The organism is Cupriavidus sp. GW822-FHT03E04, from assembly GCF_058801495.1.
The window spans coordinates 235,281-251,231 of record NZ_JBXANI010000012.1 but is presented as its reverse complement, the minus strand read 5'-3'; the positions used below and the strand labels follow the sequence as shown (position 1 = coordinate 251,231).

At 66.9% G+C, this 15,951-nt stretch carries 11 protein-coding genes; 9 read left to right on the top strand and 2 right to left on the bottom strand.

The window, feature by feature from the left end:
• Positions 1 to 91: 91 nt before the first annotated feature.
• On the top strand, positions 92 to 955 hold the full coding sequence (locus AC1RQC_RS19425) for an ABC transporter substrate-binding protein (protein ID WP_492884361.1): 864 nt from the start codon (positions 92 to 94) through the stop codon (positions 953 to 955).
• 922 nt (positions 956 to 1,877) lie between these two features.
• Here AC1RQC_RS19425 and AC1RQC_RS19420 read toward each other — a convergent pair.
• Entirely contained in the window at positions 1,878 to 2,822 is a 945-nt protein-coding gene (locus AC1RQC_RS19420) for a LysR substrate-binding domain-containing protein (protein ID WP_492884359.1), read from the bottom strand.
• Positions 2,823 to 3,043: 221 nt separating this feature from the next.
• Between AC1RQC_RS19420 and xdhA the strand changes: the two genes are divergently transcribed.
• The 7 genes from xdhA (at position 3,044) to AC1RQC_RS19385 (ending at position 12,465) form a co-directional block, all read left to right on the top strand.
• Positions 3,044 to 4,558: a xanthine dehydrogenase small subunit gene (gene xdhA / locus AC1RQC_RS19415; protein ID WP_492376676.1), complete on the top strand. Its 1,515-nt coding sequence runs from the start codon at positions 3,044 to 3,046 to the stop codon at positions 4,556 to 4,558.
• Positions 4,559 to 4,570: 12 nt separating this feature from the next.
• On the top strand, positions 4,571 to 6,931 hold the full coding sequence (xdhB, locus tag AC1RQC_RS19410) for a xanthine dehydrogenase molybdopterin binding subunit (protein WP_492884358.1): 2,361 nt from the start codon (positions 4,571 to 4,573) through the stop codon (positions 6,929 to 6,931).
• Positions 6,932 to 7,061: 130 nt separating this feature from the next.
• Positions 7,062 to 8,096: a xanthine dehydrogenase accessory protein XdhC gene (gene xdhC / locus AC1RQC_RS19405; RefSeq protein ID WP_492376674.1), complete on the top strand. Its 1,035-nt coding sequence runs from the start codon at positions 7,062 to 7,064 to the stop codon at positions 8,094 to 8,096.
• Positions 8,093 to 9,139, top strand: coding sequence for an adenosine deaminase (locus AC1RQC_RS19400; RefSeq protein ID WP_416047989.1), 1,047 nt, complete (start codon positions 8,093 to 8,095; stop codon positions 9,137 to 9,139). The genes xdhC and AC1RQC_RS19400 overlap by 4 nt, the downstream gene beginning before the upstream one ends.
• Before the next feature lie 63 nt (positions 9,140 to 9,202).
• The gene (gene guaD / locus AC1RQC_RS19395; RefSeq protein WP_492833087.1) at positions 9,203 to 10,534 is read left to right on the top strand and encodes a guanine deaminase; all 1,332 of its coding nucleotides are present in this window, start codon (positions 9,203 to 9,205) and stop codon (positions 10,532 to 10,534) included.
• Between the two features lie 169 nt (positions 10,535 to 10,703).
• Positions 10,704 to 11,804, top strand: a complete 1,101-nt coding sequence (locus AC1RQC_RS19390; RefSeq protein ID WP_492376672.1) for a fatty acid desaturase — start codon at positions 10,704 to 10,706, stop codon at positions 11,802 to 11,804.
• Between the two features lie 229 nt (positions 11,805 to 12,033).
• A complete protein-coding gene (locus AC1RQC_RS19385) occupies positions 12,034 to 12,465 on the top strand; it encodes a hypothetical protein (protein ID WP_492376844.1) in 432 nt (143 codons plus the stop codon).
• A 66-nt stretch (positions 12,466 to 12,531) separates the two neighbouring features.
• Here the strand turns inward: AC1RQC_RS19385 and AC1RQC_RS19380 are convergent, their stop codons facing one another.
• Positions 12,532 to 13,323, bottom strand: a complete 792-nt coding sequence (locus AC1RQC_RS19380; RefSeq protein ID WP_492833091.1) for an NADPH-dependent F420 reductase — start codon at positions 13,321 to 13,323, stop codon at positions 12,532 to 12,534.
• Between the two features lie 231 nt (positions 13,324 to 13,554).
• Here AC1RQC_RS19380 and AC1RQC_RS19375 point away from each other — a divergent pair, with 231 nt between their 5' ends.
• Complete coding sequence (locus AC1RQC_RS19375) at positions 13,555 to 15,918, top strand: TonB-dependent receptor (RefSeq protein WP_492884356.1); 2,364 nt, start codon at positions 13,555 to 13,557, stop codon at positions 15,916 to 15,918.
• Positions 15,919 to 15,951: the final 33 nt, after the last annotated feature.

Below are 15,951 nucleotides of genomic sequence, written 5' to 3'. Positions count from 1 at the left end.
GACGCTAATTTCCACGTATTTTTCTGCATTCTCACCGATCTCATGAGTTTGTGGCAATTGTGTTTCTGAAAACATAAAACAAGGAGAATCCATGCGAGCGGTCAGCAAGCAAGGCCTTTTACGCCATATTTCGAACCGCGCCGCGTGCGCTATCGGACTGGTTTGCCTGGTTGGCGTGGCCGGCGCCACCACCGCCACCAGCGCCATCGCCGGCGAACTCAAGCTGGCCACGACCACCAGCACGGAGAACTCCGGCCTGCTGAAATTCCTGCTGCCCAGGTTCGAGCAAAAAAGCGGCGTCACCGTCAAAGTGATCGCCGTAGGCTCGGGCAAGGCGATGAAGATGGGCGAGATGGGCGACGTCGATGTGCTGCTGGTGCACGCCCGCAAGATGGAAGACGAATTCATGGCGGCGGGCTACGGCGTCAACCGCCGGGACGTCATGTACAACGATTTCATCGTGGTTGGCCCGGTCAGCGACCCGGCCAGGCTGAAAGGTGGCAAGGACGTGCTGGCCGGCTTCAGGAAAATCGCCGCCGGCGGCACCAAGTTCATCTCGCGCGGGGACAACTCCGGGACCGACGTGATGGAGAAGGACTACTGGAAGCAGGCGGGGATCGAGCCCAAGGGGCAGCCGTGGTACGTGAATGCCGGGCTAGGGATGGGCGAGGTGCTGACCATGGCAGCGCAGATGCCGGGCTATACGTTGTCTGATCGGGCCACTTATGGCGCGTATCGCGCCAAGACCGGATTGGCGATCCTGCTGGAGGGCGATCCCAGGATGTTCAATCCGTATGGCGTGATGGCGGTGAATCCGGCCAAGCATCCTGGTACCAATTACGTGGATGCGATGAAGTTGGTGGAGTGGATTACTTCTAAGGATGGGCAGGATACGATTGCGGCTTATCGGGTGGAAGGCGAGCAGTTGTTTTTTCCTAGTTATAGGGGGAAGTGAAGGGGGTGTTTGTGCGCAAGGGCAGAACCGTTGGCGCTTGTTGCCTTGGTTGGGTTTTCTTTGTGCGGCGTTGGTTTTTGGACGCAAGGGCCATACGACATCCCCCTGCGGGGGCTGCCGGTCACTTTTCTTTGACCGGCAAAGAAAACTAACGAAAAGAAAGCCGCCCTGCCGGGAGCAGAGCAATAAGGCTTATGTGGGGCAGTGGTTGCGTCGTACGGCCCGGAGTGTTGGCTAGCCGATCCTACCGGCCAAAAGGGCATCGTTTCTGCATGACCCAATGGTTACGTGGTGCGGCCCCTGACCTCGCTTGCGGTGCCCGTACCCACATCTGCCGTTCGCGGGGCGAAGTGCTGCGCCGTTTCGGGTGTGGCTGGTTTCGTGGTTTTGTCTCGGAGGACGAGCGCCGTGGGTGTGAGCGCCCTCGCGGACGGGCCACGGTGCCCACCACGAAACCAGAGAAGTTCATAGCAAGGTGCCGCTCGCGCCGGTACGGCAGGGCATCAAATACCCGGGCGCCCGCCGCCAGAGACAAAACCACGAAACCACCCAGGCAGGCAGGATCGTGGTGCTGCGCACCGCGAACGGCAGATGCCAGAACGCGCACCGCGCAAAGCGATCAGGGGCACCACCACGTGACCATTGGGTCATGCAGTAGCGATGTCCTTCAGGCCGGTAGGATCCGCCAGCCAACACTCCGGACCGTACGACGCAACCACTGCCCCACATAAGCCTTATTGCTCTGCTCCCGGCAGGGCGGCTTTCTTTTCGTTAGTTTTCTTTGCCGGTCAAAGAAAAGTGACCGGCAGCCCCCGCAGGGGGATGTCGTATGGCCCTTGGGTCCAAAAACCAACGCCGCAACAAAAATCACCAACTAAAAGAGCAAGAGCCAACGGTTCTGCCCTTGCGCACAAACACCCCCTTACCCCTCCCTCACCAACTGCGGCAACACCGGCAACTCCCCCGCCACCTCCGCAATCATCCTGCGCATCCACATCACATCCGGCGCAGCATGACACCGCTCATGCCACAGCTGATAAAACCGCATCCGCGGAAACGCCACCGGCGAAGGCACCATCTTCAGCGGCAGGTACTGCGCATAATGCGCGGCAAACTGCCGCCCCGTGGTGAACACCATATCGGTCTTCATCAACACATACGGCACCAGCCCGAAATACGGCAACGTGACCTGGATATTGCGCTTGTACCCCTGCTCGGCCAGCGCCTGGTCGATCATGCTGCGCTGCATCGAGGCATAAGGCGCCGGCGCCAGGTGCGGCATCTCCAGGTAGTGCTTGAGGGTCAGCCCCTTGCGCGCCAGCGGATGGTGCGCCCCCAGCATGCACACCACCTCGTCGTCGAACAGCGGCGAAATATGCAGATGCTCCGGTGGCGACAGCCAGTTGCCGACCACGATGTCGAGTTGCCCTTGCTCCAGGCTGTCGAGGAAGTCGCTCGATGACGTCATCGGGTGCACGAACAGCTTGGCGCCGGGCGCCAGCCGGCGCACGCGCTCGACGATGTTGGGCAGGAAGAAGGCGTCCAGGTAGTCCGGCGCGCCCAGGTGAAAGGTACGGGTCGTGGTGGCCGGGTCGAAATGCTGGGGCGGCCGGGCGATGCGGTCCATGGCCGCCAGGCTCTGTTCGGCCAGCTGCAGCAGCTCGCGGCCGCGCTCGGTCGGCACCATGCCGCTCTTGCCGCGCACCAGGATGGCATCCCCCGTGATTTCCCTTAGCCGCTTGAGCGTATTGCTGATGGCGGGCTGCGACTGGCCGAGGCGGACCGCGGTGCGGGTCACGCTCTGCTCGGTGAGCAGAGTGTGCAGCACCCGCAGCAAATAGGTGTCGAGATGGTCGCGTCCGTGCATGGCGAGGGGGCGCCTGGCGCGCTTTGCGGCCGGTGGCGTGGGGAATGGGAACGGCGCATAGTGTATGTCACGCACCCCGTCATTGGTCAAATCCGGTGGCCGCCGCCCTCGCCGGCCGCCAGAACGCTCTCCCCGCTTGATGGGGCATATCACCTGGGCCGAATATTGCATCATCGGCGTCAGTGCTATGTTTGGCCCCATCCACAAAGAGAGAAGACACCATGGAGACGCAAACCATCCGCTTTTACCACCGGGGCAAGGTCACGGAGGTCGCAGACGCCCCCGTTACCCGCACCGTGCTGCAGTACCTGCGCGAGGACGCGCGCTGCACGGGCACCAAGGAGGGCTGCGCCGAAGGCGATTGCGGGGCATGCACCGTGGTACTGGGCGAGCTGGGCGAAAACGGCCAGGTCGAGTTCAAGGCGGTCAATGCCTGCATCCAGTTCCTACCCACGCTGGACGGCCGCGCGCTGATCACCGTGGAAGACTTGCGCCAGGCCGACGGCGCGCTGCACCCGGTGCAGCAGGCGATGGTGGAGTGCCATGGCTCCCAGTGCGGTTTCTGCACCCCCGGCTTTGTGATGTCGCTGTGGGCGCTGTACCAGCAAAAATCCGAGGACGCCGGCACCGGCCGCGCCCCGGCGCGCGAGGCCATCTGCGACGCCCTGACCGGCAACCTGTGCCGCTGCACCGGCTACCGCCCCATCATCGAAGCTGGCCAGCGCATGATGGCGCTGCCTGCGCCGCAGGCCAGCAAGCTGGACCCGCGCCAGATCGCCGACACGCTGCGCGCGCTGCAGCGCGACGACACCTTCCACTACAGCGCCGAAGGCCAGCACTTCTACGCGCCCCGCACCGCCTCGGCTTTTGCCGCCATCAAGGCCGCCGAGCCCGGCGTGCGCATCCTGGCCGGCAGCACCGACGTGGGGCTGTGGGTGACCAAGCAGTTCCGCGAACTGGGCAACCTGCTATACGTGGGCCAGGTGGCTGACCTGAACGGCATCCGCGAAATCGATGGCGCCCTGGAAATCGGCGCGGCGGTCTCGCTGGAGCGCGCCTACGCCGCGCTGAACGACGTCCATCCCGAGCTGGAGGAATTGTGGAAGCGTTTCGCTTCCCTGCCGATCCGCAATGCCGGCACGCTGGGCGGCAATATCGCCAACGGCTCGCCGATCGGCGACTCCATGCCCGCGCTGATCGCGCTTGGCACCGAAGTGGTGCTGCAGCGCGGCGACGTGCGCCGCACCCTTGCGCTGGAAGACCTCTACCTGGCCTACCAGAAGACCGCCATGGCCGAAGGCGAGTTCGTCGCGGCGCTGCGCGTGCCGCTGGCCGGGCCGGAGCACTTCCGTACCTACAAGCTGTCAAAACGCTTTGACGAAGACATTTCCGCTGTCTGCGCGGCCTTTGCGCTGACGCTGGAAAACGGCGTGATCCGCCATGCGCGCGTGGCCTTCGGCGGCATGGCTGCCACGCCCAAGCGCGGGGCACTGACGGAAGCCGCGCTGATCGGCCAGCCCTGGACCGAAGCCAGCGCCCGCGCAGCCATGAGCGCGCTGGCGCGGGACTTCACGCCGTTGTCCGATATGCGCGCCACCGCCGCGTACCGCAGCCGCGGCGCCGCCAACCTGCTGTACCGCTTCTGGCTGGAAACGCGCGCCGACGCGCTGCCCGCCGCCGCCGTCAATGTCCGCGCCATCGGCGCGGGCGCGGCCACCGCCACCGCTACCGCGTAAGGAGAGATCGGCATGAACAAGCAAACCGAACCCTTCCTGCTCGACGCCGCGAGCGAAGCCAGGACCGCCATTTCGACGCAGCAAGTGGGCGTCTCGCGCCCGCACGAATCAGCCCACCTGCACGTGGCCGGCACGGCAACCTACACCGACGACATCCCCGAGCTGGCAGGCACGCTGCATGCCGCGCTCGGCATGAGCACACGCGCCCATGCTCGCGTCAAGTCGATCTCGCTCGACAAGGTGCGCGCCGCGCCGGGCGTGGTGGCGGTGCTGACCGCCGAGGACATTCCCGCCGCCAACGAATGCGGCCCGATCATCCACGACGACCCGATCCTGGCCAACGGCCTTGTGCAGTTCATCGGCCAGCCGATCTTCGTGGTGGTGGCCACCTCGCACGATGCCGCGCGCCGTGCCGCCCGCCTGGGTGCGATTGAGTATGAAGACCTGGCGCCGGTGCTGTCGCCCGAGGCCGCGCACCAGGCCGGCAGCTATGTGCTGCCGCCGATGCACCTCACGCGCGGCGAGCCGGCCAGCCATATCGCCGCCGCCGTGCATCGGGACAAGGGCAATATCCGCCTGGGCGGCCAGGAGCAGTTCTACCTGGAAGGCCAGATCGCTTACGCCGCGCCCAAGGAAAACGACGGTATGCATGTGTGGTGCTCGACCCAGCATCCCACCGAAATGCAGCATGCGGTGGCGCATATGCTGGGCTGGCACGCGCACCAGGTGCTGGTGGAGTGCCGCCGCATGGGCGGCGGCTTCGGCGGCAAGGAATCGCAATCGGCCATGTTCGCCTGCTGCGCCGCGCTGGCCGCCTGGAAGCTGCTGTGCCCGGTCAAGCTGCGTCCGGACCGCGACGACGACATGATGATCACCGGCAAGCGCCACGACTTCGTCTTCGACTACGAAGTCGGCCACGATGCCGACGGCCGCCTCGACGGCGTGTCGGTGGAGATGGTTTCGCGCGCCGGCTTCTCGGCCGACCTGTCCGGCCCGGTGATGACCCGCGCCATCTGCCATTTCGACAACGCCTACTGGCTGCCGAACGTGCAGATCGACGGTTACTGCGGCAAGACCAACACGCAGAGCAACACTGCCTTTCGTGGCTTCGGCGGCCCGCAGGGTGCCTTTGCCATGGAGTACATCCTCGACAACGTGGCACGCACCGTGGGCCGCGATGCGCTCGACGTGCGCCGCGCCAACCTGTACGGCAAGACCGAGCGCAACGTCACGCCTTACGGCCAGACCGTGGAAGACAACGTCATCCACGAACTGCTCGACGAACTTGAAGCGACCAGCGCCTACCGCGCGCGCCGCGAGGCCACGCGCGCGTTCAACGCCGCCAGCCCGGTGCTCAAGAAGGGCATCGCCATCACCCCGGTGAAGTTCGGCATTTCCTTCAACGTGGCCCACTTCAACCAGGCCGGCGCGCTGGTGCACGTGTACAACGACGGCTCGGTGCTGGTGAACCACGGCGGCACCGAGATGGGCCAGGGCCTGAACACCAAGGTGGCGATGGTGGTGGCGCATGAGCTTGGTATCCGGCTCGAACGCGTGCGCGTGACCGCGACCGATACCAGCAAGGTGGCCAACACCTCGGCCACCGCCGCCTCCACCGGCACCGACCTGAACGGCAAGGCCGCGCAGGACGCCGCGCGGCAGATCCGCGAGCGGCTGGCGGCGTTTGCCGCGCGCCAGGCTGGCGTGGACGCCAACAGCGTGCAGTTCGGCGACGACCTGGTGGTCGCGGGCGAACTCCGCCTGGACTTCAGCGACCTGGCACGGCAAGCCTACGTGGCACGCGTGCAGCTGTGGTCCGATGGCTTCTACACCACGCCCAAGCTGTACTGGGACCAGTCCAAGCTGCAAGGGCGGCCGTTCTATTACTTCGCCTATGGCGCGGCGTGCTCGGAAGTGCTGGTGGACACGCTCACCGGCGAATGGCGCCTGCTGCGCGCCGACGTGCTGCACGACGCCGGCCGCTCGCTCAACCCGGCCATCGACATCGGCCAGGTAGAGGGTGGGTTTATCCAGGGCATGGGCTGGCTGACCACCGAGGAACTGTGGTGGAACAAGGACGGCAAGCTGATGACGCATGCGCCCTCCACCTACAAGATCCCGACCGTCAACGACTGCCCGGAAGACTTCTACGTGCGGCTGTTCGAGAACGACAATGCGGAAGACAGCATCCATCGTTCCAAGGCCGTGGGCGAGCCGCCGCTGCTGCTGCCGTTCTCGGTGTTCTTCGCGATCCGCGACGCGGTGGCCAGCGTCGCGGACTACAAGGTGAACCCGCCGCTGGTGGCGCCCGCGACCAGCGAGGCAATCCTGGATGCGGTGGACGCGGTGTGGGCGGTGCGGGTGGTGCAGTAGGAGACAGCGGCTTGCGGATGCGCCAGCCGGCTCCCACAGGCCATCTTCGCTGAAGACCGAAATGAAGTAACGAAGTAACAAGCTGAAGTAACAAGCTTCACCCAGAGCATCAACCTAAAAAGGCATCACCATGCAGGACGCGCCCCTCAAACCCTTCCGCTTCGCCGACGCCACCCGCTGGGTGCGCGCGGGCGTGCCGGTGGCGATGGTCACCATCGCCGAGGTGAAAGGCTCCGCCCCGCGCGAGGCGGGCGTGCGCATGCTGGTGACCGCCAACGAACTGGTCGGCACCATCGGCGGCGGCCATCTCGAGTGGCGCGGCATGGAGATCGCCCGCACCATGCTGGCCGAGCGCGACGCGATGCGGCAGATCGTGCGCATCCCGCTGGGCCCGGCGCTGGGACAATGCTGCGGCGGCGTGGTGCTGCTCGCCTTCGAGGTGTTGGGCGAAGCCGACCTGCCGTGGCTGGACGCGGTGCAGGCCGCGTTCGGCACCGGACGCGCGCTGATGCGCACGGTGCCGCGCACCGGCGCGGTGCAACACGCCGCAGCGCCGGCGCTGCTGCCCTCGGTGGCCTTGCAGGCGGACGGCGGCTGGACCGACACCCTGGTGCCGGACGCGCTGCACGTGGTGCTGTTCGGCGCCGGCCACGTGGGCCATGCGCTGGTCAAGGTGCTGGCCAACCTGCCGTGCCAGGTGCACTGGGTGGATGAGCGCGACACCTTGTTCCCCGCCGACCTGCCCGACAACGTCACCCCGGAAGCCAGCGACATCCCCGAAGCCGTGGTCGACCATGCGCCGGCCGGCAGCTACTTCCTGGTGATGACGCACAGCCACGCGCTGGACCAGACGCTGTGCGAGCGCATCCTGCGGCGCGACGACTTCGCCTACTTCGGCCTGATCGGTTCCAAGACCAAGCGCGCGCGCTTCGAGCACCGCATGGCGGAGCACGGGATTGACCCTTCCCGCTTTGCGGAAATGACGTGCCCGATGGGCGTCTGCGGCATCACGGACAAGGCTCCGGCTATGATTGCGGTTGCCATCGTCGCCCAGTTGCTGCAGGTTCGCGACCAGCGCCTCGCCCATCTGGGCGCGCTCGTCGCCAGCCGCGGCGGCAAAGCGACGAGCTCGACGCAAACCAAGACCGCAAAAGGAACCCCATGACGCTCGATGCCGCGCTCGCAGACCGTATCCGCCAGACGCCCAAGGCGGAACTGCACGTCCACATTGAAGGCACGCTCGAGCCTGAGCTGATCTTCCGGCTGGCCCAGCACAACAAGGTCAAGTTGCCGTACGCCAGCGTGGAAGCCCTGCGCGAGGCCTACGCCTTCACCGACCTGCAATCCTTCCTCGACATCTATTACGCCGGCGCCAGCGTGCTGCTGACCGAGGACGATTTCTTCGACATGACGATGGCCTACGTGCAGCGTGCCGTCGCCGACAACGTGCGCCACGCCGAGATCTTCTTCGACCCGCAGACCCATACCGAGCGCGGCGTGCCGATCCATGTGGTGATCGACGGCATTTCCGACGCGCTCGCCCAGGCCCGCACGCAGTACGACTTCTCCAGCAGCCTGATCCTTTGCTTCCTGCGCCACCTCTCCGAGGAAGACGCTTTCGCCACGCTGGAAGCCGCGCTGCCTTACCGCGACCGCTTCGTCGGCATCGGGCTGGATTCCTCCGAGCAGGGCAACCCGCCGGAGAAGTTCGCCCGCGTGTTTGCCCGCGCCCGCGAGCTCGGCCTGCACCTGGTGGCGCATGCCGGCGAGGAAGGCCCGGCGCAATACGTGACCGACGCGCTCGACATCCTCAAGGTGGAGCGCATCGATCACGGCGTGCGCGCCATCGACGACCCGGCACTGGTCGAGCGGCTGGCCCGCGAGCGCGTGGCGCTCACGGTATGCCCGCTGTCCAACCAGAAGCTCAAGGTCTACCCCGACCTGCGCGACCACTCCCTGCACCGCCTGCTGGAAGCCGGCGTGCTGGTCACGCTGCACTCGGACGACCCCGCCTATTTCGGCGGCTATATGAACGCGAACTGGGAAGCCACTTTCGAAGCCTTGCCGCTGACCGCGGCCGATGGCCACAAGCTGGCGCGCAACAGTTTCGAGGCGTCGTTCCTGCCCGCCTCGCAAAAGACTGCCTTCCTCGCCGAAGTCGACCACTTCTGGCAATCCCCCTTGCCCGCCGCGGCCTCCACGGCCTGAAGCGCGGCTCACACCAAGATGCCGGCGCGCCATGCGCGCGCCGGCGCATGACGAGACATCGATATGACGACCACGCCCCCCACCCAGTCCATCACCCGCGCCATCCGTGGCCGCGTGCTGCACTTCCTGCGCGACCCCCAGTTTCATGACGACGCGTATCAGTATTGGGAAGACGGGGTGCTGATCGTCACCGCCGGGCATGTCGCCGCGGTTGGCAACCATGCCGACCTGGCCGACCAGATCCCGGCTGGCGCCGAAGTGATCGACCGCCGCGGCAAGCTGATCGTGCCGGGCTTTATCGACACGCACGTGCACTACCCGCAGACCGACATCATCGCCTCGCCCTCGCCCGGCCTGCTGCACTGGCTGGAGACCTATACCTTCCCCGAGGAGCGCCGCTTTGCCGAGCCGGAATATGCGGCGGCCGTGGCCGGCTTCTTCGCCGACGAGTTGCTGCGCAATGGCACCACCAGCGCCGTGGCCTGGAGCACCGTGCATACGGCCTCGGCCGATGCGCTGTTTGCCGAAGCCGACCGCCGCAACCTGCGCCTGGTCACCGGCAAGGTGATGATGGACCGCAACTGCCCCGAATTCCTGCGCGACACCGCCGAGTCCGGCGCGCGCGATTCGGCCGACCTGATCTCGCGCTGGCACGGCAAGAACCGCCTGTCGTACGCCATTACGCCGCGCTTCGCGCCCACCTCCAGCGAAGCGCAGCTGCAAGCCTGCGGCGAGTTGGCCAAGGCCTACCCGGACGCCTTCATCCAGACCCACGTGGCGGAAAACCGCGACGAAGTGAAATGGGTGGCCGAGCTGTTCCCGCAAGCCCGCAGCTATCTGGACATCTACGATCACTACGGCCTGCTGCGCCCGGGCGCGCTGTACGGCCACGCCATCTACCTCGACCAGGACGACCGCAAGCGGCTAGCCGACAGCGGCGCGGCGGTGGCGCACTGCCCCACCTCCAACCTGTTCCTGGGCAGCGGCTTCTATGACTTCCACCAGTCGGATGCGCACCGCCTCAATGTGACGCTCGCCACCGACGTGGGCGGCGGCACCTCGTTTTCGATGCTGCGCACCATGAACGCCGCGCACAAGGTGGCGCGCATGGGCGGCTACCACCTGAGCGCGCTGCGCATGTTCTACCTGGCCACCCGCGCCGCCGCCGATGCGCTGGGCTGGGGCGAGCGCGTGGGCAGCTTCACCCCGGGCTGCGAGGCCGACTTCATCGTGCTCGATCCGCAGGCCACGCCGCTGATCGCGCGCCGCAGCGAGCGCTCGGAAACGCTGGAAGAGCAGTTGTTCGCCTTCGCCATGCTGGGTGACGACCGCGTCATCGGCGAGGTGTATGTGATGGGCGAGCCGGCGAGCGCGCCGGCCTCCGCCGCGCACTAATCATCACTTTTAACAAGGTGGCACCGGGTCCGGCCTCGCGGGCTTGACCCGGATCAACACCCCTGTCATGCAATACTTCTAAGCTGTCACATCATCGGCCGCCCTGTGGCCGTGCACCGCCAGTCTCGGGCCCAGCCCGACCCCGCGTTCGACAACTGAAGGTTTTTGCATGATTGCCACGCAGCAAGCTTCCTTTCCGGAGCCGATTTCCCCTGACGTCCCCCTGCCCTCGCGCAAGATCATCCGCGGCTGGCTGATCCCGCTTGGCGCGCGCAGCACGCCGCGCGCGCTGGCGCTGTTCGCGCTGGACACCGCGCTGTTCCTGGCCGCGCTGGCCGGGGTGGTGCTGTTCTCCCACTGGCTCGCCAAGCTGGCCGCCAGCGTGGCAACGGGGCTGATCATCGCCCGCCTGTTCATCATCGGCCACGATGCCTGCCACCAGAGCCTGACGCCCCGGCGTGGCCTGAACAAATGGCTGGGCCGGCTGACCTTCCTGCCGTCGCTCACGCCTTACAGCCTGTGGGAAGTGGGCCATAACGTGGTTCACCACGGTTACTCCAACCTCAAGGGCTTCGACTTCGTCTGGCAGCCTTACTCGCTCGAGGAATTCCAGGCCCTGCCGCGCTGGCGCCGTGCGCTGGAGCGGGTCTACCGCACCGGCTTTGGCGCGGGCCTGTACTACCTGGTCGAGATCTGGTGGTTCAAGATGTTCTTCCCCAGCCGCCGCCAGATGCCCACGCGCCGCGCCGTCTTCATGTGGGACTGCACGCTGGTGGCGCTCTTCGGCGTGGCCTGGATCGGTGCGCTGGCGTGGCTGGCCATCGCCACCGGGCAGTCGGTGGCGCTGCTGGTCGGGCTGGGCTTCGGGCTGCCGTTCCTGGTCTGGAATTTCACCGTGGGCTTCGTGCTCTACGTGCACCACACCCACACCAGCGTGGCCTGGTACGACACCAAGGCCATGTGGGCGCGTGCCCAGCCCTTCGTCTCCACCACCGTGCACCTGCGCTTTCGCTATGGCATCGGCGCGGCGCTGCACCACATCATGGAGCACACCGCGCACCACGTGGACATGAGCGTGCCGCTGTACCGCCTCAAGCGCGCCCAGGCGCTGCTGGAGCATGCGCTGCCGGGCCGCATCATCATCCAGAACTTCACCTGGCGCTGGTATTTCCATACCGCGCGCCGCTGCAAGCTGTACGACTTCAAGGCACTCTGCTGGACGGACTTCCGCGGCCGGCAGACCAGCGCCAACGCGCCAGTGCCGGCATAACCCACCACCACCCCCACCACCTGCCGCAGCCGCCCTGGCTGCGGTTTGTCTTTTGGGACGCGTAATACTCAATTACAAAGTCTTTCCGCGCGCTTGTCCCGCACAGCGGCGCTTGCCTCGTTAAGCAAGGTATCGGTCCCAAGGTCATTGCGCATCCCGACCCTGGGCCGCCCCTTGGACAACGCCCGAGCGCAAATCAGCGCCGACAGGACAAACAGGACAGAGACAAATGGCAATCAGCAAACCCCATGCGCCGGCACGCCGCCGCCTGCTCCGCGCCGCCCTGCCGGCGCTCGCCTCGCTGGCGGTGCTCGGCAGCCTTGCCGGCTGCGTGACCGAGCGCGTGGTAGTACGCCAGCCGGCGCCTGCGCCACCCCACCAGATGGTCCGCAACATGCCGCCGCCGGTGCACGAAGACCGCGGCCCCGCGCCTGCCTACGGCTGGAACTGGGTGCCGGGCCACTGGAAGTGGGAAGGCAACGACTGGTTCTGGGTGCACGGCCGCTGGGTCCAGCAGGCGGTGCCGGTGATGCCGCCCGTGATCGTGGAACAGATCACGGTTGCCCCGCCCGCGCAGCATGCCTACTGGGTGCCCGGGCATTGGGTCTGGCGCTTCGAGGGCGGCGGCTGGGTCTGGATGAAGGGCGCCTGGCACGGCTAAGCCCCGCACGGGCCCGCCGCCCATGGCGGCATGGCTCAGACCTGAGGCCCGGTGGCGCCGGCATGATTACTTAGGCGTCGCCACCATCTTCCCGCCCTGCTCCGCCATGCGCGCGCGCATGGCGTCGGCCGAGCCGATCTGATGGAACAGCGGCCCGCCCGGGGCGAAGCTGTCGGCCGTGGCAAGCCGGCCGACCACCACCGGCTCGAAGCCTGCATCGCGCACCAGTTGCTCCCCGATGCGCAGGGCCTTGGGATCGTCGGCGGCGATCGGCACCGCGATCAGGCCCTCAGCCCGGTGGTTCTGATTGGCGAAGTTGGTGGCGCCCATGAAATTGAAGGCGCGCACGATACGCGCGCCGTGCAGGTACTTTGCGGTGGTGATGCCGATGCCCTTGCGCATCGCCTCTTCGGCGATGGCACCATCGCGCGCACGCACGGCGTTGGTCGCATCCACCACCACTTTGCCGGCAAAGGCCTTGCCATACTCCGCCGATATCTCAGGCAACGCCTTGTAAGGGACGGCGAGAAAAATCACATTGGAAAACGCCAGCGCCTCGGCCACCGTGCCCGCGCGGGCAAGCGGGCCAAGTTTTTCGACCAGCGGCTTGAGTTCATCCGGGTGGCGCGAGGAGAACAGGACGGGATGGCCTGCCTTCACCCACAGGCCGCCTACCGTGCTGCCGATGCGGCCCGAGCCAATCACGCCGATGGGCACGAGGGCGCTGTCCCGGCTAGCCTGCGCGCGCAAGCGCGAGGGCGAGATCCCCAGCCACATCGCCAGCAACGCCAGGCTCACGCTGCCGGTGAGCAGGCGGCGCTGCCGGCTGATGGTTTCGATGCGCTCTGGAAACGGCATGGCGGACTCCTCGATCCGATGACCATCAAACATCGTGGTGCTGCAACACAGCAAGCGGGTGCGGTGCACTTGGCACGCCTTCAAACTCTAGGCGAAAAATGCAGCGCGCGCCGCCGCCCCGTTGCCGCCGCGTGATCGATTTGGCGCTTGCCACCCTGTGCACTACAGTAAGTAGCACTTGCATCACCCGCGATCCCCCGCCCTTGCGTCCTTGTCCCCACGGAGACGGTAATGGCCCCCGCCCTCCCCCGTCCGCGCCGCTCAAGGCTCGCGCCGGCCGCGCAGCGTAGGGCAGCCGCATGCGCACAGGTGGCGCGGGCGGCGCGGGTGGCCCTGGCGGCGCTGGCTGCGGGCGCGCCGGCGGGCGTGGCCGCCCAGACGCCGCAGCCAGCGCCTGGCGACGAGGTCCACAACCTGCGCGAGGTCACCGTGGTCGCGCCCGCGCCGCTGCCGTCGTTCTCCATCCCGCGCGAGGCGTTTCCCGGCAATGTGCAAACCGCGACGGACGCCGACATGGAGCGCGCCAAGTCTGGCAACCTGTCCTCGTTCCTCGGCGAGACCATGGACAGCGTGGTGATCAACGACGTGCAGGGCAACCCGTTCCAGAAGGACATTCTCTATCGCGGCTACCGCCTGTCCTCCACCCTGGGCGCGGCGCAGGGCATCGCGCTCTACCTGGACGGCGTGCGCCAGAATGGCGCGCTGGGCGATGTGGTCGACTGGACGGCGATCCCCGAGGCTGCCATCAGCACCATCACGCTGGTGCCCGGCAGCAATCCGCTCTACGGCCTCAACGCGCTTGGCGGCGCGCTGGCGCTGACCACCAAGTCCGGCGAAACGCATCCCGGCGTGGAGGCCGACCTGAGCCTCGGCAGCCACGGCCGCGCACGGCTCGACGTGAGCGGGGGAAAGATGCTTGGCGATGGCTGGCACGCCTTCGTGGCGGGCACGGGCTTTCGCGAGGACGGCTGGCGCCAGCTATCCGGCAGCAGCCTGGGCAACCTGTTCGCCAAGGTCGGCCGCTCGACCACCGATACGCAATGGAGCGTGAGCGTGCTGGGCAGCAGCAGCAGCCTGTCCGGCAATGGCCTGCTGCCAGACAGCATTTACGGCAGCCAGCGCAATGCCATCTACACCGCGCCCGACCTCACCCGCACGCGCTCGCTGCAGGTCACGCTCAACGGCACGCACCAGCTCAACGCCGAGGACCAGATCGCGCTGACGGCTTATGCTCGCCTGGGGCACGCAAAGGCCAGCACCGGGGACGTCAGCGACGACTACCTCGACACCTTGCTTGGCTGCCAGGGCAACGCCGGCAATGCGGGTTGCGAGCCAGGCGCCGCGCCGGCCGGCGCGGTGCTCAACACCTCGACCGTCAACACGCATGACTACGGGCTGTCCGGGCAGTGGTCCCATACGGGCAACGTCCACGACGCAGTACTGGGCGCCGCCTTTGCGCTGAGCCGCGCATCGTATCGCCAGGACACGCAGCCCGCCGGCTTCAGCGACGATCGCGTGGCGGTGGCAGACCCCGGCGCCACGCCCGGCACCAACGCCTCGCTCGATGGACGCACCAGCACCGTCAGCTTGTATGCCTCCGATACCGTCAAGCTGCTGCCGCACAGCTACCTCACCGCGAGCGCGCGCTGGAACACCTCGAGCACGCACACGGTGCTGACCTTGCCGAATGCATCCGACGAACGCTTCACGTTCTCGAAGCTCAATCCTTCGCTTGGGCTCTCGCACCAGTTGCGCAGCGGCCTCACGGTCTTTGCCTCGGCCTCGCAAGGCACGCGCATGCCGACCGCCATCGAGCTGGGCTGCGCGGATCCGGCCAACGCCTGCCAGCTGCCCACCGGCCTGCAGGCGGATCCGTACCTGCGCCAGGTGGTATCGCGCACGGTGGAGTTCGGCGGGCGCTGGAAGGCCAGCGATGCCACCGACCTCACGCTCGCGCTGTACCGCAGCGACAACCGCGACGACATCCTGTTCCAGCGCTCGCCGGTCAGCCCGCTCGGCTACTTCACCAACTTCCCCAAGACCCGCAGCCAGGGGCTGGAACTCGGGCTGCGCCAGCGCTTGGGCCCGGTGATGCTGCGCGCCAGCTACAGCTACCTGCAAGCCACCTACCAGGCGGACGGCCAGATCCAGACGCCGTTCGCGGCGCCCGTCAACGTGCGCCCCGGCACGCGCATGGCGGGCGTGCCGCTGCACAGCTTCAAGCTCAGCGGTGACTGGCGTGCAACCGCGTCGGTCACGCTCGGCGGCGTCATGGTCGTATCGTCGTCGCGCCCGGTGGCCGGCAATGAGGACGGCGCGCTGAGCGCGCAGGATCCGCGCCTGGCGCGCACCGCCGGCTTCGTGCTGTTCAACCTGCGGGCGAGCTGGCAGGTCGATGCACGCTGGCAGCTCTACGCGCGCGTCGACAATGTGTTCGACCGCCGTTATGAAGCCTATGGGCAGGCGGGCCTGAACGTGTTTCCGGGCGGCACGCTGCTGCAGCCCGGCGCGGCGGTGCCGATCGAGCGCTTCGTCGCACCGGGCGCCCCGCGCCTCTTCCTGGTGGGCGTGCGCTATGAATGGGGCGGACGCTAGCGGCCGCAGGCATGCGGGAAATCCTTGGCAGTT